Below are 24049 nucleotides of genomic sequence, written 5' to 3'. Positions count from 1 at the left end.
TCGAGCCCGGAATCCATCAGGCCGTAGAGTTGGTGGATGAATGGATTCCGGGTTCACGCTTCGCGTGCCCCGGAATAACGGGGGAACTACAAAAAGCTCTGCGGGTCGACGTCGACTTCGAGCTTTTGATTGCCCTTCGGCTTCGGGCAGACGGCCAGCCAGTTGCGCAAATAGTCCGACAGATCGAAACCGCGCGCCGATTTCACCAGGATGCGGAAACGGTAGCGGCCCTTGATCACGGCGAGCGGGGCCTCCGCCGGTCCCAGCACCACGACGCGCTCGTCGCGCGGTGCGAGCGCAACGAGGCGGCGGCCCAAACCTTCGGCGCTCGGACGGTCGCCTGCCGAAATGATCAGGCTCGCGAGCCGGCCGAACGGCGGATAGAGCGTGCGCTCGCGCAGATCGATCTCGCTGTCGTAGAAGGCCTCGCGGTCGCAGGCGATCAGCGCCTTCATCACGGGATGATCGGGCTGGTGGGTCTGGAGATAGCCGACGCCGCGGCCCTGCTCGCGCCCGGCACGGCCGATCACCTGGTTGAGCAGCTGCCAGGTGCGTTCCGACGCGCGCGGATCGCCGTTGGACAGGCCCAGATCCGCATCGACCACGCCGACGAGATTGAGCCGCGGAAAGTTGTGGCCCTTGGCGACGAGCTGCGTGCCGATGATGATGTCGACGCGACCCTCCGCGATCTCGGTAAGCTCGGAGCGCATCGTCTCGATCGAGGTGATGAGATCGCTCGACAGCACCATGGTGCGCGCCTCGGGGAACAGCGCGGCCGCCTCCTCCTGCAAGCGCTCGACGCCCGGCCCGACCGCGACCAGCGATTCCTCGGCCGCGCAATGCGGGCAGGTCTGCGGGCGCGGCATCGAGAAGCCGCAATGGTGACAGACCAGCCGCTGGCGGAAGCGGTGATCGACCAGCCAGGCATCGCAGATGGTGCAGGCGAAGCGATGGCCGCAGGCACGGCACAGGGTCAGCGGCGCATAGCCGCGGCGATTGAGGAACAGCAGCGCCTGCTCGCGCTTTTCAATCGCTTTTCTGATCTCGGAAGCGAGCCGCGGCGAGATGAAGCGGCCGCGCGCCGGCGGCTCGCGGCGCATGTCGATGGCCTCGATATGCGGCATGTGCTGGCCGCCGAAGCGCGAGGGCAGCGCGATGCGCTGATAGCGGCTCTTGCGCGCATTGACCTCGGATTCGACCGACGGCGTGGCGGAGGCCAGCACGATCGGGATCTTTGCGATATGCGCGCGGACCACCGCCATGTCGCGGGCGTGATAATGCACGCCCTCGTCCTGCTTGTAGGCCTGGTCGTGCTCTTCATCGACCACGATGAGGCCGAGATTGGCGTAAGGCAGAAACAGCGCCGAGCGCGCGCCGACCACGACCGGCGCACTGCCTTCGGAGATCGCCGCCCAATTGCGCGCGCGGGTGCGCGGCGTCAGCTCGGAGTGCCATTCGATCGGACGCACGCCAAAGCGCTGCGCGAAGCGGTCGAGGAACTGGCCGGTCAGCGCGATCTCCGGCATCAGGATCAGAGTCTGCTTGCCGCGGCGGACGGTCTCCGCAATCGCCTCGAAATAGACCTCGGTTTTGCCCGAGCCGGTGACGCCGTCGAGCAGCGCAACGTGAAAGGTGCCGTTGGCGGCGAGCGCGCGCATTGCATCCACCCCGGCGCGCTGGAGCGGTGAAAAATCCGGGCGGCCGAACTCCGGATCGGGCGCGGGCGGCGGCGGAGGCGGCGGCATCGGCTCGACCGTGAGCGTGCCTTCGTCGACGAGGCCGTCGATCACGCCGGCCGAGACGCCGGCTTCCTTCGCCGCTTCGGACTTGCCGTGCAGCAGCCGGTCCGACAGCAGCTCGATCACGCGCTGCCGCGCCGGCGTCAGCCGTCGCGGCGGATCGCCGACCAGGCGCACACCGGCGCGCACCCGCTCCGGGCCGAGATTCTCGCCCATGCGCAGGCACATCCGCAGCACCATGCCGCGCGGGCTCAGAGTGTAATTGGCGACCCAGTCGACGACCGAGCGCAGCTCGGGCTTCAGCGGAGGAAGATCGAGCTTTTCGCTGACCTCCTTGAGGCGGTTGTGCAGGCGCGGATCGGGATTGGCGTTCTCCGCCCAGACCACGGCCAGCACCTCGCGGGGCCCGAGCGGCACGCCGACGAGATCGCCCGCCTTCAGCTCCATCCCGCGCGGCACCTTGTAGGAATAGGTCTGGTCGAGCGCTACCGGCACCAGCACGTCGACCATGCGGGTCGCGTTGGCGGGGGCGGTCGTGCTGCGCGACGAATGATCCATCAATGGTCTTTGGAGGGAGAATCGGAACCTTGGGGCCTTGAGGCTAGCGCCCAGGGGCGGCCTTAGCGAACAGTAAACGGGTGTGATGCGATATACTGAGTGGAATCATTACGTCCAGAGCGCATGAGCAAAGCGGCCGCCCCCCCAATCGAGCTCGCCAGCGCCGATCCCTCGATCGCGCAGGAGATGACGCGCTGGCTGTCGCATCTCGGCGCCGAGCGGCGGCTGTCGCCGAAGACGCTGGAGGCCTATGGCCGCGACCTGCGACAATGCCTGGATTTCCTTTGCGCCCATTGGGGCGAGCGCGTGACGCTGGCGCGCTTTGCCGCGCTGGAAGCCACCGACATCCGCGCCTTCATGGCGATGCGCCGCGCCGACGACATCGCCGGCCGCTCGCTGATGCGCGCGCTCGCGGGCCTGCGCTCGTTTGGCCGTTTCCTCGAACGCGAAGGCAAGGGCAAGGTCGGCGCACTCTCGGCTATCCGCGCGCCCAAGGTGGCCAAGACTTTGCCGAAGCCGCTACCGATGGCATCCGCAAAACGTCTCGCCGATGCCGACGAGCGCGCCGGCGAGGAACGCGAGACGTGGGTTCTGGCCCGCGATGCCGCGGTGATGGCGCTGCTCTATGGCTCGGGCCTGCGCATCTCCGAAGCGTTGGGGTTGAAGCGCCGCGAGGTGCCGCGTCCAGGCGAGGGCGACGTGCTGATTGTGACAGGCAAAGGCAACAAGACCCGCATGGTGCCGGTGCTACAGAACGTGCTCGCGCTCGTGCAGGAATACGTTGCGATGTGCCCCTATCCGCTGCCGGCGGAAGGCCCGATCTTCCTCGGCGCGCGCGGCGGTCCGCTCAGCCCGCGCATCATCCAGCTGGCGATGGAGCGGCTGCGCGGCGCGCTCGGCCTGCCCGACAGCGCGACGCCGCATGCGCTGCGACACTCCTTCGCCACGCATCTGCTCTCGCGTGGCGGGGATTTGCGCGCAATCCAGGAATTGCTCGGCCATTCCTCGCTCTCGACCACGCAGATCTACACCGGTATCGATTCGGAGCGGCTGCTCGAAGTCTATGCGAGCGCCCATCCGCGGCGGTGAAGCTGACATGAAGCTGTCATAGCCCGCGTGCCTCTTGCGCGGCGCACGCGGTTCGGTCAATCGTGGGGAACCGCGACTGGAGGGAATCATGAGCGCACACGAAAGCATGGAGCATGCCGAACACGCCGAGCACGCGTCCGGATCGAACAAGAAGATCGCTCTTCTGATCGCCGTGCTGGCGCTGTTCCTGGCGATCTCCGAGACGCTCGGTAAGGGCGCCCAGACTGAATCGATCAGCAAGAACGTCGAGTCCGCCAATCTCTGGGCGTTCTTCCAGGCCAAGACCATCCGCCGCACCGTGGTGCTGACCGCGTCCGAGCAGGGCAAGCTCACGCTGGCCGCCACCACCGACGACGCCCTGAAGGCGACGGTGCAGAAGCAGGTCGACGACTGGACCAAGACCGCGCAGCGCTACCGCTCCGAGCCCGAGACCGGCGAAGGCACCGAGCAGCTCGCCGAGAAGGCCAAGCACGCCGAGCACGAGCGCGACGAGGCGACCGCGAAATATCATCACTTCGAGCTGGCCTCCGCCGCCTTCCAGATCGGCATCGTGCTGGCTTCGGCCACCATCATCACCGGCATGATCGCGCTCGCCTATGTCGCCGGCGTCCTGACCCTGGCCGGCCTCCTCATGACCGCGCTCGGCCTGTGGTGGCCGCATCTGGTGCATTTGCATTGAGGGGCTGATGCGGGGCGCATAAGGCCAACAACATCGACGCTGTCATGCCCCGGCTTGCCGCCTTCGCTGAAGCTTCGGCGGCCGGGCGAGCTTGTGGCCCGGCGTAGCCTTGGCGGAGCCGGGACCGGGGCATCCAGTACGCCGCGGCTCCTCCGTATTCGATTGACGTCTCTGGAATACTGGATCGCCCGGTCAAGCCGGGCGATGACACCGAGTGTGTGGCAATGACAGTGAGTTTATAGCAGGCAGATCACCGCGCCTGGTGCACGCTCTTGCGAAAGCGCTGGATCAAACGCAGCGTGCGGGAGGACCAGCCTTCGCCGTTGCCGGCGATCAGCTCGCGGATGCGCTGCTTGATCGGGTCGACCAGCTCGGCGGCCTTGGCGCGCAGCTTCATCACGAGATCGTAGAGCCGCTCGAACCAGCGCATCTCCATCAGCTTGTCGCGCGTCACGTCGAACACGAAGGCGGTGACGCCGACGCCGAGCAGCTTTGCGAACAGAAACGTGGATACGCCGGTCAACCAGTATTCATGCGTGAGCAGATACAGGCCGATCAGCTTGAGCGGAAACAGCGGGATGATCGGCACCGCGAACACGATCAGCGTCATGGCCGGCGGCAGCGCATCGACGCGCTCGGTCAGCCATTGCTTGAAGCGTGCGAGCGGGATGGCTGCGACAACCCGCGCGACGATCGGCTCGAGATGGTCCCACAGCCAGGCTTCGATCAGGAAGATGATCGCCAGCAGGACCCAGACCGGTTGAAGTAGGCGGCGCAGCATGTCTTTCCCGCCCGATTCGACGCTAGGCGCGTCGCCTACATATGGATGGCCCGCTTGCCCACCGCAAGCGCGGCTTCCTTGATGGCCTCTGAACGGGTCGGATGCGCGTGGCAGGTGCGGGCAAGATCTTCCGCGCTGCCGCCAAACTCCATGAGAACGCAGGCTTCATGGATCATTTCGCCGGCTTCACGGCCGATAATGTGCACGCCGAGCACGCGATCAGTCTTCGCATCTGCGAGAATCTTCACGAAGCCGTCGGTGGTCTGGTTGACCTTGGAGCGGCCGTTGGCGGTAAAGGGAAACTTCCCGACCGTATACGCCTGCCCCGCCTGCTTCAGCTCCTCCTCGGTCTTGCCGACGGAGGATACTTCCGGCGTGGTATACACGACGCCTGGGATAACGTCGTAGTTCACGTGGCCGGCCTGCCCTGCGATGATCTCCGCAACGGCTACGCCCTCATCCTCGGCCTTGTGCGCGAGCATCGGGCCCGCGACGACGTCGCCGATGGCATAGACGCCCTTCACGCTGGTGGCGAAATGCGGATCGATCTGCACACGGCCGCGATTGTCCAGCACCACGCCAGCTTCCTTCAGGCCGAGCCCATCCGTGTACGGCACGCGGCCGATGCAGACGAGAACGACGTCGGCTTCCAGTGTCTCCGCGGCGCCGCCGGCTGCGGGCTCGATGGTTGCCTTCAGCGACTTGCCGGAGGTGTCGACGGCCGTGACCTTGGCGCCGAGCTTGAATGCAAAACCCTGCTTCTCCAGGATGCGCTGGAATTGCTTGGCGATCTCGCCATCCATGCCGGGCAGGATGCGGTCGAGGAATTCGACGACGACGACTTCAGCGCCGAGCCGCTTCCACACCGAGCCGAGCTCGAGGCCGATCACGCCGGCGCCGACGATGAGGAGCTTGCCGGGGACCTTGTCCAGCGACAGCGCGCCGGTGGACGACACGATGCGCTTCTCGTCGATCTCGATGCCCTTGAGGCGCGCGATGTCGGAGCCGGTCGCAATCACGATGCTCTTCGTCTCGACCACTTGCGACTTGCCGTCGGCGGAGACTTCGACCTTGCCGGTGCCCAAAATCTTGCCGGTGCCCTTGAGCACGTCGATCTTGTTCTTCTTCATGAGGAATTCGACGCCCTTGACGTTGCCGTCGATGCCCTGCTGCTTGAAGTTCATCATCGCCGGAAGCTCGAGCTTCGGCGCGGGGACGGAAACACCCATCTTGGCGAAGGAGTGGCCGGCTTCCTCGAACATTTCGGACGCGTGCAGCAGCGCCTTGGACGGCATGCAGCCGACATTCAGGCAGGTGCCGCCGAGCGTGGCGTTCTTTTCGACCACGGCGACCTTCATGCCGAGCTGGGCTGCGCGCACCGCGCAGACATAACCGCCCGGTCCGGTGCCGATGACGACGAGATCGTAGGTAGCCATGAGAGAAAGTCCCGTGAGTTTAGCGTGATGAGGATGTGTCAGCGTCCGCGCGGCGTGTCAGCGTCCGCCGGACACATCGAGAATGGCCGAGGTGACGTAGGAGGCTTCGTCCGACATCAGCCAGACGATGGCATTGGCGATTTCGTCGGCGGTGCCGACGCGCTTCATCGGCACCATATGGGCCAGACGATGGGCGCGGTCGGGCTCGCCGCCGGCGGCGTGGATTTCGGTGTCGATCAGGCCGGGGCGGATGCCCGCGACACGAATGCCTTCGCCTGCGACCTCATAGCCGAGACCGACGGTGAAGGAATCGATCGCGCCCTTGGACGCGGCATAGTCGACATAGGTATTCGGCGCACCAAGTCTGGCAGCGACCGATGACAGATTGACGATGACGCCGCCCTGGCCGCCGTGCCTGGTCGACATCCGCTTCACCGCTTCGCGCGCGCAGAGGATGGAGCCGGTGACGTTGACCGCCATCACGCGCCGGATGCGCTCGGCCGACATCTCGTCGACGCGCACGCCGCTCTGGCCGACGATGCCGCCATTGTTGACGAGTGCACCGAGCGTGCCGAACTTGTCGGCAGCCTTGAACAGCTCGATGATGTCGCTTTCCTCGGCGACGTCGCATTTCACGGCGATGCCCTTGCCGTTGCTGGCGGCGATCTGGGCAACCACCTCGTCAGCGGCCGTTTTGTTGCTGGCGTAGCCGACGACGACACGGAAGCCGCGCGCGGCCGCCGCAATCGCGGTCGCCCGCCCGATGCCGCGGCTGCCGCCGGTGATGACAACGACTTTATCGGTCACATCAATCCCCACGAGTTCGAGCGCACTACGACGTCTTGCCCTCAAGAGCTGCCAACCGATCCAGTACGGACTTATCCGTCAGGCTGACCAAATGGAACAGAATGAAGGGCGTGAGAAACGGAATCAGGCACCAGGCCGCGAAGCCGACCCCCTTACCCTTCCTGCGACTGATGGGAATCGCAAAGAAGAAAGTAAGGGTGGTCAGCAGGAATGGCAGAAGGGAAAGAAGAAGCGACGGCTCTTCCACAATCCCCTCCCCTTAGAGATCGAGCACCAGGCGCGCCGGATCTTCCAGGCTCTCCTTGACGCGGACCAGGAAGGTGACGGCTTCCTTGCCGTCGATGACGCGGTGATCGTAGGACAGTGCCAGGTACATCATCGGGCGGACCTCGATCTTGCCGGCGACGACCATCGGCCGCTCCTGGATCTTGTGCATGCCGAGGATGCCGGACTGCGGCGCGTTCAGGATCGGGGTCGACATCAACGAGCCGTAGATGCCGCCATTGGTGATGGTGAAGGTGCCGCCCTGCATCTCGTCGATCTTGAGCTGGCCGTCACGGGCGCGGCGACCGAAATCGGCGATGCCCTTCTCGATGTCGGCGATCGACTTGTTGTCGCAGTCGCGCACGACCGGCACGACCAGACCCTTGTCGGTGCCGACGGCGACGCCGATGTGGTAATAGTTCTTGTAGATCAGATCGGTGCCGTCGATCTCGGCGTTGACGGCCGGGATGTCCTTCAGCGCCTGCACGACGGCCTTGGTGAAGAAGCCCATGAAGCCGAGCTTCGAACCGTGCTTCTTCTCGAACGCATCCTTGTAGTGGGCACGCAGCGCCATCACGTTGGTCATGTCGACCTCGTTGAAGGTCGTCAGCATGGCCGCGGTGTTCTGCACGTCCTTGAGACGGCGCGCGATGGTCTGGCGCAGGCGGGTCATCTTGACGCGCTCTTCGCGGGCGGCGTCATCGGCCGGCGACGGCGCGCGGACCTGGACGGCGGCGGCGGGCTGGTTGACCGGGGTCGGCGCCGAGGCCGCACGCTCGATCGCGGCGAGCATGTCGCCCTTGGTGACGCGGCCATCCTTGCCGGAGCCCGGAACGGTCGAGGCGTCGATGCCGGTCTCGACCGAGAGCTTTCGCACGGACGGGGCGAGCGGGGCATCGGCCGGCGGCGCCTTCGCGGCCGGAGCCGGCGCAGCAGCCACGGCGGCCGGAGCAGCAGCGGCGGCGGGCTTCGCGGGAGCAGCGGCGGGCTTCGCAGCGCCGGCACCGTCGGTGATCTGGCCGAGCAGCGCACCGACCGCAACGGTTGCGCCATCGGCAGCGACGATCTCGCTCAGCGTGCCCGCGGACGGCGCCGGGACCTCGATGGTGACCTTGTCGGTCTCGAGCTCCACCAAGGGCTCGTCGACGGCGACGGGATCGCCGGCCTTCTTGAACCAGCGGCCGATGGTGGCCTCGGTGACGGATTCGCCGAGCGTCGGCACACGAATTTCAGTCATGGTCTTTTCCTTAAGGGATCGCCGGTGCGGTCAAAAATTCGGTCGTCATCGGCCCGCGAAAGGCAAGCCATCCAGCAAGCCGGACGTTCGTATTCTGCACGGACGCCGCGGCGTACTGGTGCCCCGCTCCAGTGCGCGATTGCGCACGAGGCGGGGCATGACGCAGTTCAGAAAGATCAGCTCAGTGCTTCGTCCAGGAACGCCTTCAACTGCGCCTGATGCTTGGACATCAGACCAGTGGCGGTCGCGGCGGAAGCGGCGCGGCCGACGTAACGCGGACGCCGGCTCACACCGTGCACCTGGTTCAGCACCCATTCCAGATAGGGCTCGATGAAGTGCCAGGCGCCCATGTTGCGGGGCTCTTCCTGGCACCACACCACTTCAGCCTTCTTGAAGCGCGACAGTTCGGCCACCAGCGCCTTCAGCGGCACCGGATAAAGCTGCTCGACGCGCATCAGGTAGATGTCGTCGATGCCGCGCTTCTCGCGCTCCTCGTAGAGGTCGTAATAGACCTTGCCGGAGCAGAGCACGATGCGGCGGACCTTCTCGTCGGGCACGAGCTTGATCGCCTCGTTCGGCAGCATCTGGGCGTCATCATAGAGGATGCGGTGGAAGGTCGTTCCCTTCGCGAGCTCCTCGAGGCGCGACACCGCCCGCTTGTGGCGCAGCAGCGACTTCGGCGTCATCAGGATCAGCGGCTTGCGGATCTCGCGATGAAGCTGGCGGCGCAGCACGTGGAAGTAGTTCGCCGGCGTGGTCGGGTAGACCACCTGCATGTTGTCTTCGGCGCACATCTGCAGATAACGCTCCAGACGCGCCGAGGAGTGCTCCGGCCCCTGGCCCTCATAGCCGTGCGGCAAGAGGCAGACGAGGCCGGACATGCGCAGCCATTTGCGCTCGCCCGAGGAGATGAACTGGTCGAACACGACCTGCGCACCGTTGGCGAAGTCGCCGAACTGGGCTTCCCAGAGGGTCAGCGTGTTCGGCTCGGCGAGCGAGTAGCCGTATTCGAAGCCGAGCACGGCTTCTTCCGACAGCAGCGAGTTGATGACCTCGTAATGGCCCTGCTCGTGGCCGAGATGGTTGAACGGCGTGTAGCGGCTCTCGTCTTCCTGGTCGATCAGGACCGAATGGCGCTGTGAGAAGGTGCCACGCTCGGAATCCTGGCCCGACAGGCGAACATGGTGGTTCTCGTTGAGCAGCGTGCAGAACGCCAGAGCCTCGCCGGTCGCCCAATCGATGCCGGCGCCGGTGTCGATTGCCTTGGCGCGATTGTCGAGGAAGCGCTGGATGGTGCGGTGGACGCGGAAGCCATCCGGCACCTTGGTGATCTTGCGGCCGATTTCCTTCAGCTCGGCGGTGTCGACGCCGGTGACGCCGCGGCGCGCATCCTCTTCCTGATCGGCGATCTTGAAGCCGGACCACTTGCCGTCGAGCCAGTCGGCCTTGTTCGGCTTGTAGGAGGTGCCGGCCTCGAACTCGGCATCGAGCCGCGCGCGCCAGTCGGCCTTGGCCTTGTCGACCTCGCCCTCGGTCATCACGCCTTCGCTGATCAGGCGGCGGGCGTAGAGCTCGAGCGTCGACGGATGGGCCGCGATCCTCTTGTACATCACCGGTTGGGTGAACGCCGGCTCGTCGCCTTCGTTATGGCCATGCCTGCGGTAGCAGAACATGTCGATGACGACGGGCTTGTGGAATTTCTGCCGGAATTCGGTCGCGACCTTGGCCGCGAAAACCACCGCTTCCGGATCGTCGCCGTTCACGTGGAAGATCGGCGCGTCGATCATCTTCGCCACATCCGACGGATAGGGCGAGGAGCGCGAGTAGCGCGGATAGGTGGTGAAGCCGATCTGGTTGTTGACGATGAAGTGGACGGAGCCGCCGGTGCGGTAGCCCTTCAGGTCAGACAGGCCGAAGCATTCCGCGACCACACCCTGGCCGGCGAACGCAGCGTCGCCATGCATCAGCAGCGGCATCACCGAGATGCGCTGATCCGGCGGATCACCGTGCTGGTCCTGCTTGGCGCGGACCTTGCCGAGCACCACGGGATCGACGATCTCGAGATGCGAGGGGTTGGCGGTCAGCGACAGATGGATGCGGTTGCCGTCGAACTCGCGGTCCGAGGAGGCGCCGAGGTGATATTTGACGTCGCCGGAGCCTTCGACCGCATCGGGGTTGGCCGAGCCGCCCTTGAATTCATGGAACAGGGCGCGGTGCGCCTTGCCCATCACCTGCGTCAGCACGTTGAGGCGGCCGCGATGCGGCATGCCGAGCACGACTTCCTTCACGCCGAGATTGCCGCCGCGCTTGATGATCTGCTCGAGCGCGGGAATCAGCGATTCACCGCCGTCGAGGCCGAAGCGCTTGGTGCCGGTGAACTTGGTGTCGCAGAACTTCTCGAAGCCTTCGGCTTCGACCAGCTTCGTCAGGATGGCGCGCCGGCCTTCGCGGGTGAACGAGATTTCCTTGTCCGGCCCCTCGATGCGCTCCTGGATCCAGGCCTTCTGCGCGGCGTTGCTGATGTGCATGAACTCGACGCCGAGCGTCTGGCAGTAGGTGCGCTCGCAGATCGCGGTGATCTCGCGCAGCGTGGCGTATTCGAGACCGAGCACGTGATCGAGGAAGATCTTGCGGTCGAAATCGGCTTCGCTGAAGCCGTAGGTGCGCGGGTCGAGCTCTTCGCGGTTGCGCGGGGCTTCGATGCCGAGCGGATCGAGCTTGGCGTGGAAGTGGCCGCGCATGCGGTAGGAGCGGATCAGCATCAGCGCGCGGACGGAGTCGCGCGTGGCCTGGAGCAGGTCGGCGGACGAGAAATCAGCGCCCTTGTTGCCTGCCTGGGCCTTGGCGGCGATCTTGGCACCGACCGCCTTCTCGACCTGGGCCCAGTTGCCGTCGAGGGCGGAGGTGAGGTCGTCCTGCGGGGTCAGCGGCCAGTTGGCGCGCTCCCAGGACGGGCCTTCGGCGTTCTTGCTGATATCGCCGGGCTGGTCGTTGAGGCTCTTGAAGAACTCCTGCCACTCGGCGTCGACCGAGGACGGGTCCTTCTCGTAGCGGGCGTAGATTTCGTCGATGTAGGTGGCGTTGGTGCCCTGCAAAAAGGAAGAGAGGGCAAAGGCTGCGTTCGCGTCTTGGCGAGACATGCTTGAGTTCCTGGCGATTTCGGTTCGCGCATAACAAACGGCGCTGGCGCTGGGCTCCCCGGCAGAGGCCCAGCGCGACAGGCACCATTTATCCTATTTGCTACGAAACTTCGCCCGGAAAAGTACGAAGAAGTGAATTAGCCTTTCAACTTTTCGGCAAGCGTGTGACCGAGGCGGGCGGGAGACGGAGACACTGTAATCCCAGCCGATTTCATCGCGTCGGTCTTGGAACCGGCGTCGCCCTTGCCGCCTGAGATGATCGCACCGGCATGGCCCATGCGGCGGCCGGGAGGCGCTGTGACGCCAGCAATGAAACCGACCATCGGCTTCTTGCGGCCGCGCTTGGCCTCGTCCTTGAGGAACTGGGCGGCGTCCTCCTCGGCGGAACCGCCGATCTCGCCGATCATGATGATCGATTCGGTCTTGGGGTCGGCGAGCAGCATTTCCAGCACGTCGATGAACTCGGTGCCCTTGACCGGGTCGCCGCCGATGCCGACCGCGGTGGTCTGGCCGAGGCCTTCCTGCGAGGTCTGGAACACGGCTTCATAGGTCAGCGTGCCGGAGCGGGAGACGATGCCGACGCTGCCGGTCTTGAAGATGTTGGCGGGCATGATGCCGATCTTGCACTCGCCGGCGGTCATGACGCCCGGGCAGTTCGGCCCGATCAGGCGCGACTTGGAACCGGCCAGCGAGCGCTTCACGCGCACCATGTCGATAACAGGAATGCCCTCGGTGATGCAGACGATCAGCGGGATCTCCGCGTCGATGGCTTCGCAGATCGCATCGGCCGCGCCCGGCGGCGGCACGTAGATCACCGACGCATCGGCACCGGTCTTCTCGCGCGCCTCGCGCACCGTGTCGAACACCGGCAGGCCCAGATGGGTGGCGCCGCCTTTGCCCGGCGAGGTGCCGCCGACCATCTTGGTGCCGTAGGCAAGCGCGGCCTCCGAGTGGAAGGTGCCGTTCTTGCCGGTGAAGCCCTGGCAGATGACCTTGGTGTTCTTGTCGATCAGGATGGACATGAGGTCTGCTTTCGCGAACTAACGAGTGAGAGGTCAGTGGATGCGGCGGTAGATGCCGGTGAGCACGTCGGCCCAGCCTTCCGCGTCCGGCGAGAACTGGATCTTCAACGAGTAGGAATTGTCGTCGATGATTTCGTAGACGTGGCGCGCATTGCCGCGGAGCGAGCCGCGCACCAGCGTCAGGGTCTTGCCGACCCAGCCGCCGGAGGCGGGCGAGGGCGGCGTGTAGCCGAGCGAGTCGTACCAGAACAATTTGTAGGTCCGGTCGTCGCGGTCGTAGGTGAAGAGGCCGTGGGTGGCGAAAGCCTGCTTGCCGTCGCGCATCTGGACACAGTCCTGGATCAGGTAGAACCCGTTGAGATCCATGCGCGCGACGACATGCGAGGTCGCCGGCCCGCCGGCGACCCAGCGCGACGGGAAGACCACCTCTTCGCCATTCCATTCGCCGGCGAACGCGGCGAGGCGCGTGTGCTCTGCAAGCGGAGATGATGCGGCGAGATGGTCCTGGGTCATGGCCTCAGCCTCCCTTGACGGCCTTCACGATCTTCTGCGCGGCGTCGTCCAGATTGTCGGCCGGCACCACGTTCAGGCCGGATTCGCGGATGATCTTCTTGCCGAGCTCGACATTGGTGCCTTCGAGGCGGACCACCAGCGGCACGCTGAGGCCGACCTCGCGCACGGCGGCGGTGACGCCCTCGGCGATCACGTCGCACTTCATGATGCCACCGAAGATGTTGACCAGGATGCCCTTCACGTTGGGATCGGCGGTGATGATCTTGAAGGCGGCCGCGACCTTTTCCTTGCTGGCGCTGCCGCCGACGTCGAGGAAGTTCGCCGGCGCCATGCCGTAGAGCTTGATGATGTCCATCGTCGCCATGGCGAGGCCAGCGCCGTTGACCATGCAGCCGATATTGCCGTCGAGGGTGACGTAGTTGAGGTCGTACTTGGACGCCTCGATTTCCTTGGCGTCTTCCTCGGTCTCGTCGCGCAACGCGAGCACCTCGGGGTGACGGAACAGCGCGTTGTCGTCGAACGACACCTTGGCGTCGAGCACGCGGAGCTGGCCCTGCTTGGTCACCACCAGCGGGTTGATCTCCAGCATCGACATGTCCTTGGCGACGAAGGCGGTGTAGAGCTGCGCGGTGAGCTTCTCGGCCTGCTTGGCGAGATCGCCGGAGAGTTTCAGCGCGTTGGCGACGGTGCGGCCGTGATGGCCCATGATGCCGGTCGCGGGATCGACGGAGAAGGTGACGATCTTCTCGGGCGTGTTGTGCGCGACGTCCTCGATGTTGACGCCGCCTTCGGTCGACACCACGAACGACACGCGCGAGGTCTCGCGGTCGACCAGGAGCGAGAGATAGAATTCCTTGTCGATGTCCGAGCCGTCCTCGATGTAGAGGCGGTTGACCTGCTTGCCGGCGGGGCCGGTCTGGATCGTCACGAGGGTCGCGCCCAGCATCTGCTTGGCAAATTCGGTGACCTCAGCGGCCGACTTGGCGATGCGGACGCCGCCCTTGTCGCCGGCCGAGGCCTCCTTGAACTTGCCCTTGCCGCGGCCGCCGGCGTGGATCTGGCTCTTCACCACCCAGACCGGGCCCGGGAGGGCCTTGGCGGCGGCTTCCGCGTCCGCGGGCTTCAGGACGGGGACGCCCTTTGAGATCGCGACGCCGAACTCGTTCAGCAGCGCTTTGGCCTGATATTCATGGATATTCATATGGTCGCTCCCTGAACCCGCGGGCGGTGACCTCTAGGGCCCACCTCAGTCTTGTGGCTGGCATACCATATACCACAGGAACTGCAACCCGGATTCTTTGACATCGAGATCTCTGGACTGCGGACCCGGAACCCGCCCGACGCGGGGCCCGGAAATGAAACCGCCGAAGACCGGTTTTTCGATCTTCGGCGGGGATTGCTCTCGCTTAGCGGCCGAGAAGATCGGGTGCGATCTTCTTGCAGGCATCGACCAGGCCCTGTACGGCGCCGACCGACTTGTCGAACGCCTCGCGGTCCTTGCCGGTGAGCTCGATCTCGACGACGCGCTCGACACCCTTGGCGCCGATCACGACGGGCACGCCGACATACATGTCCTTCACGCCGTATTCGCCGTTGAGGTAGGCGGCGCTGGCCAGCACGCGCTTCTTGTCCCGCAGATAGCTCTCGGCCATTGCGATCGCGGAAGCAGCAGGCGCGTAGAAGGCCGAGCCCGTCTTGAGCAGATTGACGATCTCGGCGCCGCCGTTGCGGGTGCGGTCGACGATCTCGTCGAGGCGCGCCTGCGAGGTCCAGCCCATCTTGACGAGGTCGGGCAACGGAATGCCGGCGACGGTGGAGTACTTCACCAGCGGCACCATGGTGTCGCCATGACCGCCGAGCACGAAGGCGGTGACGTCCTCGACCGAGACGTTGAACTCGTCGGCCAGGAAGTAACGGAAGCGCGAGGAATCCAGCACGCCGGCCATGCCGACGACCTTCTTGTGCGGCAGGCCCGAAGCCTTCTGCAGCGCCCACACCATCGCGTCGAGCGGGTTGGTGATGCAGATGACGAAGGCGTCGGGGGCGTATTTCTTGATGCCGGCGCCGACCTGCTCCATGACCTTGAGGTTGATGGAGAGGAGGTCGTCGCGGCTCATGCCGGGCTTGCGCGGCACGCCGGCGGTGACGATGCAGACTTTGGCGTTGTCGAGGGCTTCGTACGAATTCGCGCCGGTGTAGTGCGCGTCGAAGCCGTCGACCGGCGAGGACTGGGCGATGTCGAGCGCCTTGCCCTGCGGCACGCCCTCGGCGATGTCGAACATCACCACGTCGCCCAGTTCTTTCAGGCCGATGAGATGAGCCAACGTTCCGCCGATCTGACCGGAGCCAATCAAAGCAATCTTGTCGCGCGCCATGTGAACCTGTCCTTTAGACACGTTAAGGAGGGGAAAACTGAGACGGGTGGTTATCCCTTTCGCTCCCCCCGTTCAAGTCGGTGGATGCCCAATTGTCGGGCTTGGCGAACATTGAAGCGCATCCCTGTCATTCCGGGGCGCGACGAAAGTCGCGAGCTACGATGCGCAATTGCGCATCTGGGAATCCATAACCACCAGCGGGAGTATGGATTCCGGGCTCGTCGCTTTGCGACGCCCCGGAATGACAGCGCTGGCAAATAGGACTTAAGTCTCCACCAGACCCTTGGTGGAGCCGCTGGCGGTGGAATCCTTGCGGCCGTGAGGCAGCGCCAAATAGGATTCCGAGCTCATCTCGATCAGGCGCGAGGCCGTCCGCTTGAACTCCATGGCCTCGTTGCCCTCGTGGGCGAGGTAGAGCGAGATCGGATTGGCATCGGCCGAGGCCATCAGCTTCACGGCATTGTCATAGAGCGTATCGATCAGCGTGATGAAACGCTTGGCGGCGTTGCGCTGGGAAAAATCCATCACTGGAATATGGTCGACCAGGATGGTGTGATAGTCGTGCGCGAGGCGGAGGTAGTCGGACGCGCCGAGCGGTTTTTCGCAGAGATCCGCAAATCCGAACCGCGCCACGCCGTGGGCCGAGCACGGCACGTGCAGGATGCGGCCCTTGAACGAAATATCGCGCGACTTGCATTTGGCGCCGCCGGTCATCTTCGACCAGGCGCGGTCGAGGGCCGCGTCGGCGTCGCCGTCGGCCGGCGTCAGCCACATTGGCACGCCCTGAAGCTTTTCCAGGCGGAAATCCGTGCGCGCGTCGAGCCGCAGCACGTCCATGTGGTCGGTGATCTGCTTGATGAAGGGCAGGAACAGCGAACGGTTCAGGCCACCCTTGTAGAGATCGTCGGGCGCGACGTTGGAGGTCGCGACCACCACGGTGCCGAGCTCGAACAGCTTTGCGAACAGGCGGCCGAGGATCATCGCGTCCGCGATGTCGGTGACGTGGAATTCGTCGAAGCAGAGCAGCCAGCTCTCCTCGAAGATCGCGTTCGCGGTCAGCGTGATGACGTCGCCATCGGCGATCTCGCCGCGCGAGATGCCCTGGCGATAATCGTAGATGCGCTCATGCGCTTCCGCCATGAACTCGTGGAAATGCGCGCGGCGCTTGTGCTCGACGGTACTGTGCTGGAAGAACAGGTCCATCAGCATGGTCTTGCCGCGGCCGACTTCGCCATGGACGTAGAGCCCGCGCGGCGCCTCGTCCTTGTCGCCGCTGAACAAACGGCTGAGCAGGCCCTGCTTGCGCTGCGGCTTGTAGTTCGCGAGCCGCTGGTCGAGCGCCGCATAGGCCTCGGCGATGTCGGCCTGCGCAGCATCGGGCTCGATCGCGCCGGACGCGATCTGGGCCTGGTATGCCTCGCGGAATGAGGAACTGGGGGTGGAGAGCATGGCTCTTTACCGCCAGAGATGCGCGGAAATTGCAAGCCGTGAATTGGTGGGCGGGGTATGCGGTTTCGTGTCCCGGACGCGCTACGGGAAGCAGTGACGGTGCGCAGAGCGGGGACCCACTATTTCGTACATCCATCGTGGAGCGATGGGCCCCGGCCCAGCAGCGCACCGCCGTAGCGTGTCGAAGACGCGCGTAAACGCGCTGATGGCGCTGCGCCGCGTCCGGGGCACGAGAGCGGTGCTACTCACACAGCTCGTAGGCGTCCTCGACCACATAGGGGCCGCCACCGGTCGATGCGCGGGACGAGAACAAGACAAACCGTTCGGCCATGAACGCCTTGCTCGGGAAGTAACCGCGCAGCGAGAGATAGTCGGCGACGTCGCGGTCGGACGCGTCGTGCAGCCGGGCCAGCGTGACATGCGGGGTGAACTTGCGCCCCTCAGGGTCGAGGCCGATCCGCTGCATCATGCGTTCGAGCTCGGCCTGCAATTCCATCAGCGGCTTGCTCGGCGCGATGGTTGCGACCACCGCGCGCGGCTTGCGGCCGCCGAAGCTCATGAGCCCCTGCACCTTCACCTCGAAGGGCTTGCGATCAACGCGAAACAGCATCGATGCGATCTCGTTGGCGGACATGCCGTCGATATCGCCGATGAAGCGCAGGGTAACGTGATAATTTTCGGGATCGATCCAGCGGGCGCCGGGAAGGCCGCCCCGCAAATTGGAAAGCGTCTGGCCGATCTCGGCCGGAATTTCCAGACCTGTGAACAAACGCGGCATCGTTTCGCACTCCCGATGCTTGGGCATGATCCCTGGGAAGGATCATATCCAAATTGTAGAGCCGGCGACGAATCACCGGTACCCTGATTCCTATCGCAGTTGTGTGACTCTGCGAAGCATCGCGCGCCTCACCCGGTAAAACCCTGGGAATTACGGTTAGCGCTGCCCGCTTTTCAGCGGCGCTGCTCGCTTATGTTGCGCAAAAATGCCTCCACGCTGGGCATGATGTTGTTAACGATGATGTCGACGCCGGCCGCGGTCGGATGAATGCCGTCGGCCTGGTTGAGCTTGGCGTCGGCCGCGACGCCGTCGAGGAAGAACGGATAGAGCGGCACGTCGAATTTTTTCGCAAGATCCGGATAAATCGAATTGAAGCGCGCGGCGTATTCCGCGCCGTAATTCGGCGGCGCCAGCATGCCGCACAGCATCACCGCGATCTTGCGTGTCTTCAATCGCTGGACAATGTCGGTCAACGCGGTCCGCGTCAAATCGGGGTCGATGCCGCGCAGCGCGTCGTTGGCGCCGAGCTCGACGATCACGCCGTCGGTTCCGTCCGGGACCGACCAGTCGAGCCGGTCACGGCCGCCGGACGAGGTGTCGCCGGACACGCCGGCATTGGTCATGTCGACCGCTATGCCTTTGGCTTGCAAGGCTTTTTGAAGTTTTGTGGGGAATGCGTCCTGGGCCGGGAGGCCGAGGCCGGCGCTCAGGGAATCGCCGAGAACGACAAGCTTGACCGGCTTTGCCGCTTCGGCCCACGCCGGATCCACCACCGTCATCAAAGCGATCATCAACACGGCTATGTGCATGAAGAATCCGTAACGCCTCTCGACCGCGTGTGCGGAGTTGCCATATGACCGGACCATGGATAGTCGCATCGAAACCTCTTCGCTCGCCGGCACCGCGCCGGACACCATCGCCATCTCCAACGTCAATCTTTCATTGGGTACGGGCGCGGCACGCGTTCACATCCTCAAGGATATCAGCCTGCGGGTCGCCTCGGGCGAGACGATCGGCCTGATCGGCCCGTCAGGCTCGGGCAAATCCACGCTGCTGATGGTGATGGCGGGGCTGGAGCGTCCTGATAGCGGAGAGGTGGTGGTGTCAGGCACGCCTTTCAATGCCCTCGACGAGGACGCGCTCGCCCGCTTCCGCGGCCGCCAGGTCGGCATCGTCTTCCAGTCCTTCCATCTGATCCCGACCATGACGGCGCTCGAGAACGTCGCCGTGCCGCTCGAACTCGCCGGCAACCCTGACGCTGCAAGACGCGCGGCGCAGGAGCTGCAATCGGTCGGGCTCGGCGATCGCCTGCATCACTATCCGACGCAGCTGTCCGGCGGCGAGCAGCAGCGCGTCGCGCTCGCCCGCGCGCTGGCGCCCGATCCCGCCATCCTCGTCGCGGACGAGCCGACCGGCAATCTCGACGAGGCCACCGGAAAGCAGATCGTCGATCTTCTGTTCAACAAACATGCCGAGCGCGGCATGACGCTGGTGCTGGTCACGCACGATTCCTCGCTCGCGCAGCGCTGCGATCGCGTGATCCGGCTGCGCTCCGGCCGCATCGACACCCAGTCTGCGCCAGCATGAGCATCGCGGCCGAACCGTTCGCGAAACCCAACGGCGTCGCGCTGTCGCTGCGCTACGCGCTGCGCGAATTGCGCGGAGGCCTGCGCGGCTTCTATGTCTTCATCGCCTGCATCGCGCTCGGCGTGATGGCCATCGCCGGCGTCGGCTCCGTCTCGGCGAGCCTTAGCGACGGTCTCGCGCGCGAGGGCCGCACGCTGCTCGGCGGCGACGTCTCCTTCGTGCTGTTCCAGCGCGAGGCGAAGCCCGAGGAAGTGTCCTTCCTGCGCTCGCGCGGCACGGTCTCGACAGCCGCGACCTTGCGCGGCATGGCGCGCTCCGCCGACGGCCAGCTCGCGCTGGTCGAGATGAAGGCGGTCGACGACACCTATCCGATGCTGGGTCAGCTGACGCTGGCGCCGCCGCTGCCGATGTCCGACCTGCTCGCGGAGCGCGACGGCGCGTTCGGTGCCGCCGCCGATCCGACGCTGTTGGCGCGGCTGTCGCTGAAGACCGGCGACCGCGTCACCATCGGAAGCGCAACGTTCCAGATCCGCAGCACCGTCGAAGCCGAGCCGGACAAGCTCGCCGGCGGCATCGGTTTCGGGCCGCGCTTCCTGATCAGCGAGGCGGGCCTGCGCGCCACCGGCCTGATCCAGCCCGGCAGCCTGGTGCGCTGGGTCTACCGGGTGAAGCTGCCTGACACCGGCAACAGCGAGCGCGCCACCGACGCCTTCATCGCGGACGCGCGCAACGCTGCGCCGCAGGCCGGCTGGGAGATCCGCAGCCGCTCCAATGCCTCGCCGCAGCTGGAGCGCAACATCAACCGCTTCACGCAATTTTTGACGCTGGTCGGCCTCGCCGCGCTCCTGGTCGGCGGCGTCGGCGTCGCCAATGCCGTCAAGAGCCATATCGACCGCCGGCTCGAGGTCATCGCGGCCTTCAAGGCGGTCGGCGCCACCGGCCGCGACGTGTTCGGTATCTATCTGGCGCAGGTCCTCCTGCTGGCGGGAATTGGCTCGGTGATCGGCCTTGCGCTCGGCGCCGCCATGCCGTTCGCCATCGTCGGCCTGTTCGGAAAACTGCTGCCGCTGCCGGTGGTGCCGGCCGTACATGCCGACGAGCTCGCGCTGTCCTTCGTCTACGGCCTGCTCACGGCGCTCGCCTTCGGCCTGTGGCCACTCGGGCGGGTACACGACGTGCCGGTCGCGGCGCTGTTCCGCGACACCATCAGCTCCGAATGGCACCGGCCGCGCTGGAGCTATGTGGTGTTCATGGCCGTCGTGATCGCGCTGCTGATCGCGGTCGTGATCGGATTGTCCTTCGACAAGCGCATTGCCGCGGTGTTCGTGGCCTCCTCCGTCGTCGTGTTCGCCCTGCTCCGCGGCATCGCCGCCCTGCTGATGACGATCGCGCGCCGGCTGCCGCGCACGCGCCTGCCGATGCTGCGGCTGGCGATCGCCAACATCCACCGGCCCGGCGCGCTGACGCCCTCCGTCGTGCTGTCGCTCGGGCTCGGGCTCGCCGTGCTCGTCACCATCACCCAGATCGACGGCAATCTGCGCCGGCAGTTCCTTGCGGCCCTCCCCGAGCACGCGCCGTCGTTCTTCTTCATCGACATCCCGAGCACGCAGGCCGAGCAGTTCGACGGCTATCTGCGCCGGATCGCGCCGGGCGCAAAGGTCGAGGACGTGCCGATGCTGCGCGGCCGCATCGTCGCCGCGCGCGGCGTGCGTGCCGAGGACCTCAAGCCCACCACCGATTCCGAATGGGTGCTGCAAAGCGACCGCGGCCTGACCTATACCGCCGAATTGCCGAAGGGTTCCAAGGTGGTCGAGGGCGAATGGTGGAGCGCCGACTATTCCGGCCCGCTGCTGGTCTCGATGGAGAAGAAGATCGCCGACGGGCTCGGCCTCAAGCTCGGCGACGAGATCGTGGTCAACGTGCTCGGCCGCGACATCCCGGCCAAAATCGGCAATCTGCGCACCATCGACTGGCAGGGCATGGGCATCAATTTCGTGCTGGTGTTCTCGCCCAACGCCTTCAAGGGCGCGCCGCACACCCATATCGCGACACTCACCGAGGCCGGCGGCACTGCGGCCGGCGACGGCAAGATCATCAGGCAAGTCGCCGACACCTATCCGATGGTGACGAGCGTGCGCGTGCGCGAGGTGATGGAGACGGTCGGCTCGGTCGTGACCAATCTGGCGCTCGCGATCCGCGGCGCCAGCGCGGTGACCCTGATCTCGGCGATCCTGGTGCTGGGCGGCGCGCTCGCCGCCGGCCACCGCCACCGGGTCTACGATGCGGTGATCCTCAAGACCCTCGGCGCGACCCGGCTGCGGCTGCTCGGCGCCTATGCCCTCGAATACCTGCTGATCGGACTTGCCACCGCGGTGTTCGGCGTGATCGCCGGCAGCGTCGCGGCCTGGATGATCGTGACGCGGCTGATGACGCTAAGTTTCGTCTGGCAGGCCGGCAGCGCGGCCGGCGTGGTCGCGGCGGCCCTGGTGGTCACGGTCGGACTTGGCCTCGCTGGGACGCTGCTGGCATTGAACAAAAAGCCCGCCACGGTGTTGCGGAATTTGTGACAAATGGTAGCGGGCGAGCCCGCGATGTCGGAATCGCACGATTCCAGCGATTAACCACGTCTGCTCGCCAGGATTGCGGGCGAGGGCGACATTCAGCCGCGCGTGGACGGTTGCAGCGAATGTGTTAGTTTCCCACATATCCAATGGGTTCGGACCCCCGATTATGAGCCAGAATTTAGTCGGCACAGATCGGTATCCGAGATAGAATTTGACGAACCGGCGGCATGGCGACCCTCATGCCGGACCGGGCTAACCAACGGGAATTCGACCATGTCGGACCTAGACCGTAACTACGCTTCTCCTTTCGGCAGGGCCGCCGGGCGTGTTGACGCCGCGACGGTCGATGCCGGCCTGCGCGCCTATATGCTGCGCATCTACAATTACATGAGCATCGGCCTCGCCATCACCGGCCTGGCCGCGCTCGGCGTCTATATGGCCGCCGTGACCGACGTTCCGACCCCGGAAGCCGTCCGCGTCGGCAAGCTGTTCCTGACGCCGTTCGGCTACGCGATGTTCGTCAGCCCCCTGAAGTGGCTGTTCATGCTCGCGCCGCTCGCGATGGTGTTCGTGATCTCGGCGGGCATCAACCGTCTCGCCCCCTCGACCGCGCAGATCCTGTTCTGGGTGTTCGCGGCGCTGATGGGCATCTCGCTGTCCTCGATCTTCCTGGTGTTCACGCACACCTCGATCGTGCGGGTGTTCTTCATCACCGCGGCCACGTTTGGCGCGCTGAGCCTCTACGGCTACACCACCAAGCGTGATCTGACCGGGATGGGCTCGTTCCTGTTCATGGGCCTGATCGGCATCATCATCGCGAGCCTGGTCAACCTGTTCCTGGCGAGCACGATGCTGCAGTTCATCGTCTCGGTGGTGGGCGTGCTGGTGTTCGCGGGCCTCACCGCCTGGGATACCCAGCGGCTGAAGAACGACTACATCTACGGCTACGCCTCGGCCGGCGGTGACATCGCAGAGCGTGCGGCCATCACCGGCGCACTGTCGCTGTACCTGAACTTCATCAACCTGTTCACGCTGCTCCTGCAGCTTCTCGGCCAGCGCGACTAAGCGCTTCGACGAGCGAACGGATACGAACCCCGGCCGAGAGGCCGGGGTTTTTGTTTGGGCCGGGATGCGCAACGCCCCCCGCTGTCATCGCCCGCCTTGTGCGCAATTGCGCACTGGGGCGAGCGATCCAGTATGCCGCAGCGGCTCGGTTCTAGCCGCGCTGTCTCGGAGTACTGGATGCCCCGCCTGCGCGGGGCATGACAGCGGAGAAGATTGGAGGGCTGCTGCGCTGGCGATGACGGAGCATGGGGAAGCGGTGTTGCCCCTTCCAGTGACCGCGGGAAGGCTCTAATCTCGCCGCCATGTCCGCACCTGAGATCAGGCCCGCCATTGAGGCCGACCTTCCCGCCATCACCGCCATCTACAAGCAGGCCGTCCGCGAGGGCACCGCGACATTCGAGCTGGCGCCGCCGGATCTGGCCGAGATGACGCGCCGCTACCGCGCGCTGATCGACGGCGGCTATCCCTATTTCGTCGCCATCCTCGATCGTAGCGTCGCCGGCTATGCCTATGCCGGCGCCTACCGGCCGCGGCCGGCCTACCGCTTCACGGTCGAGAACTCGATCTATCTCGATCCCGCGTTCCACCGCCGCGGCATCGGCTCGTTGCTGCTGGAGCGGCTGATCACCGAATGCGAGGCGCGCGGCTTCCGCCAGATGATCGCGGTGATCGGCGATTCCGCCAATGCCGGTTCGATCGGCGTGCACACGCGCGGCGGTTTCAAGATGATCGGCACGCATCCCAATGTTGGCCTGAAATTCGGCCGCTGGCTCGACACGGTGATGATGCAGCGGGATCTGGGCGAGGGCGCGAGCACGGTGCCGAAATAGCCTCGTAGGGCGGGCAAAGCGACTTGTCCGCCGTAGCTCGGAGAGCGAAGGCGGAAGCGTACCCACCATGCCCGGCGATTGAGGAAAGATGGTGGGCACAGCGCGGTGCGCCTTTGCCTACCCTACGGCACCGTCC

Annotated in this window: 20 protein-coding genes; 6 read left to right on the top strand and 14 right to left on the bottom strand. The window is 65.4% G+C overall.

Annotated elements, in window-relative coordinates:
• Positions 1-86: 86 nt before the first annotated feature.
• Positions 87-2297: a primosomal protein N' gene (locus J4G43_RS02170; protein WP_208083930.1), complete on the bottom strand. Its 2211-nt coding sequence runs from the start codon at positions 2295-2297 to the stop codon at positions 87-89.
• A gap of 123 nt (positions 2298-2420) precedes the next feature.
• Here J4G43_RS02170 and J4G43_RS02165 point away from each other — a divergent pair, with 123 nt between their 5' ends.
• Together J4G43_RS02165 and J4G43_RS02160 are read left to right on the top strand one after the other, a co-directional pair.
• On the top strand, positions 2421-3386 hold the full coding sequence (locus tag J4G43_RS02165; protein WP_063980419.1) for a tyrosine recombinase XerC: 966 nt from the start codon (positions 2421-2423) through the stop codon (positions 3384-3386).
• 88 nt (positions 3387-3474) lie between these two features.
• Positions 3475-4065: a DUF4337 domain-containing protein gene (locus tag J4G43_RS02160; RefSeq protein WP_208083929.1), complete on the top strand. Its 591-nt coding sequence runs from the start codon at positions 3475-3477 to the stop codon at positions 4063-4065.
• A gap of 250 nt (positions 4066-4315) precedes the next feature.
• Here J4G43_RS02160 and J4G43_RS02155 read toward each other — a convergent pair whose 3' ends face one another.
• From J4G43_RS02155 to J4G43_RS02095, 13 genes are all read right to left on the bottom strand, one after another.
• Positions 4316-4846, bottom strand: coding sequence for a hypothetical protein (locus tag J4G43_RS02155; protein WP_208083928.1), 531 nt, complete (start codon positions 4844-4846; stop codon positions 4316-4318).
• A gap of 35 nt (positions 4847-4881) precedes the next feature.
• Positions 4882-6282, bottom strand: coding sequence for a dihydrolipoyl dehydrogenase (gene lpdA / locus J4G43_RS02150; RefSeq protein ID WP_208083927.1), 1401 nt, complete (start codon positions 6280-6282; stop codon positions 4882-4884).
• Positions 6283-6339: 57 nt separating this feature from the next.
• Entirely contained in the window at positions 6340-7089 is a 750-nt protein-coding gene (locus J4G43_RS02145) for an SDR family oxidoreductase (protein ID WP_208083926.1), read from the bottom strand.
• A gap of 25 nt (positions 7090-7114) precedes the next feature.
• Positions 7115-7336 (bottom strand): hypothetical protein, encoded by a 222-nt coding sequence (locus J4G43_RS02140; RefSeq protein WP_208083925.1) that lies wholly within the window; start codon positions 7334-7336, stop codon positions 7115-7117.
• Positions 7337-7348: 12 nt separating this feature from the next.
• Positions 7349-8590 (bottom strand): 2-oxoglutarate dehydrogenase complex dihydrolipoyllysine-residue succinyltransferase, encoded by a 1242-nt coding sequence (gene odhB, locus J4G43_RS02135; protein ID WP_071908644.1) that lies wholly within the window; start codon positions 8588-8590, stop codon positions 7349-7351.
• Positions 8591-8766: 176 nt separating this feature from the next.
• Positions 8767-11730: a 2-oxoglutarate dehydrogenase E1 component gene (locus J4G43_RS02130; RefSeq protein ID WP_071908645.1), complete on the bottom strand. Its 2964-nt coding sequence runs from the start codon at positions 11728-11730 to the stop codon at positions 8767-8769.
• A gap of 137 nt (positions 11731-11867) precedes the next feature.
• On the bottom strand, positions 11868-12752 hold the full coding sequence (sucD, locus tag J4G43_RS02125; RefSeq protein ID WP_025575976.1) for a succinate--CoA ligase subunit alpha: 885 nt from the start codon (positions 12750-12752) through the stop codon (positions 11868-11870).
• Between the two features lie 33 nt (positions 12753-12785).
• Positions 12786-13265: a DUF1579 family protein gene (locus J4G43_RS02120; protein ID WP_028150481.1), complete on the bottom strand. Its 480-nt coding sequence runs from the start codon at positions 13263-13265 to the stop codon at positions 12786-12788.
• A gap of 4 nt (positions 13266-13269) precedes the next feature.
• On the bottom strand, positions 13270-14466 hold the full coding sequence (gene sucC / locus J4G43_RS02115) for an ADP-forming succinate--CoA ligase subunit beta (RefSeq protein ID WP_135215827.1): 1197 nt from the start codon (positions 14464-14466) through the stop codon (positions 13270-13272).
• Positions 14467-14671: 205 nt separating this feature from the next.
• On the bottom strand, positions 14672-15640 hold the full coding sequence (gene mdh / locus J4G43_RS02110; protein ID WP_063980412.1) for a malate dehydrogenase: 969 nt from the start codon (positions 15638-15640) through the stop codon (positions 14672-14674).
• A 264-nt stretch (positions 15641-15904) separates the two neighbouring features.
• On the bottom strand, positions 15905-17089 hold the full coding sequence (gene zapE, locus J4G43_RS02105) for a cell division protein ZapE (RefSeq protein WP_063980411.1): 1185 nt from the start codon (positions 17087-17089) through the stop codon (positions 15905-15907).
• A 241-nt stretch (positions 17090-17330) separates the two neighbouring features.
• The gene (gene thpR / locus J4G43_RS02100; RefSeq protein WP_063985994.1) at positions 17331-17867 is read right to left on the bottom strand and encodes an RNA 2',3'-cyclic phosphodiesterase; all 537 of its coding nucleotides are present in this window, start codon (positions 17865-17867) and stop codon (positions 17331-17333) included.
• Between the two features lie 173 nt (positions 17868-18040).
• Positions 18041-18676 carry an arylesterase gene (locus J4G43_RS02095; RefSeq protein ID WP_208083924.1) on the bottom strand — a complete coding sequence of 212 codons (636 nt, stop codon included), beginning with the start codon at positions 18674-18676 and terminating at the stop codon, positions 18041-18043.
• 55 nt (positions 18677-18731) lie between these two features.
• On the opposite strand from J4G43_RS02095, the gene J4G43_RS02090 reads away from it, so the two are divergent.
• The 4 genes from J4G43_RS02090 (at position 18732) to J4G43_RS02075 (ending at position 23913) form a co-directional block, all read left to right on the top strand.
• The gene (locus tag J4G43_RS02090; RefSeq protein ID WP_071908649.1) at positions 18732-19454 is read left to right on the top strand and encodes an ABC transporter ATP-binding protein; all 723 of its coding nucleotides are present in this window, start codon (positions 18732-18734) and stop codon (positions 19452-19454) included.
• Positions 19451-22021 carry an ABC transporter permease gene (locus tag J4G43_RS02085; protein ID WP_208083923.1) on the top strand — a complete coding sequence of 857 codons (2571 nt, stop codon included), beginning with the start codon at positions 19451-19453 and terminating at the stop codon, positions 22019-22021. Before J4G43_RS02090 ends, J4G43_RS02085 begins: the two co-directional genes overlap by 4 nt.
• 270 nt (positions 22022-22291) lie before the next feature.
• Entirely contained in the window at positions 22292-23083 is a 792-nt protein-coding gene (locus tag J4G43_RS02080) for a Bax inhibitor-1/YccA family protein (RefSeq protein WP_014490629.1), read from the top strand.
• A gap of 302 nt (positions 23084-23385) precedes the next feature.
• Positions 23386-23913, top strand: coding sequence for a GNAT family N-acetyltransferase (locus J4G43_RS02075; RefSeq protein ID WP_208083922.1), 528 nt, complete (start codon positions 23386-23388; stop codon positions 23911-23913).
• Positions 23914-24049: the final 136 nt, after the last annotated feature.

Source organism: Bradyrhizobium barranii subsp. barranii, from assembly GCF_017565645.3.
GTDB lineage: Bacteria > Pseudomonadota > Alphaproteobacteria > Rhizobiales > Xanthobacteraceae > Bradyrhizobium > Bradyrhizobium barranii.
This window is presented reverse-complemented; position numbering and strand designations above follow the sequence as displayed.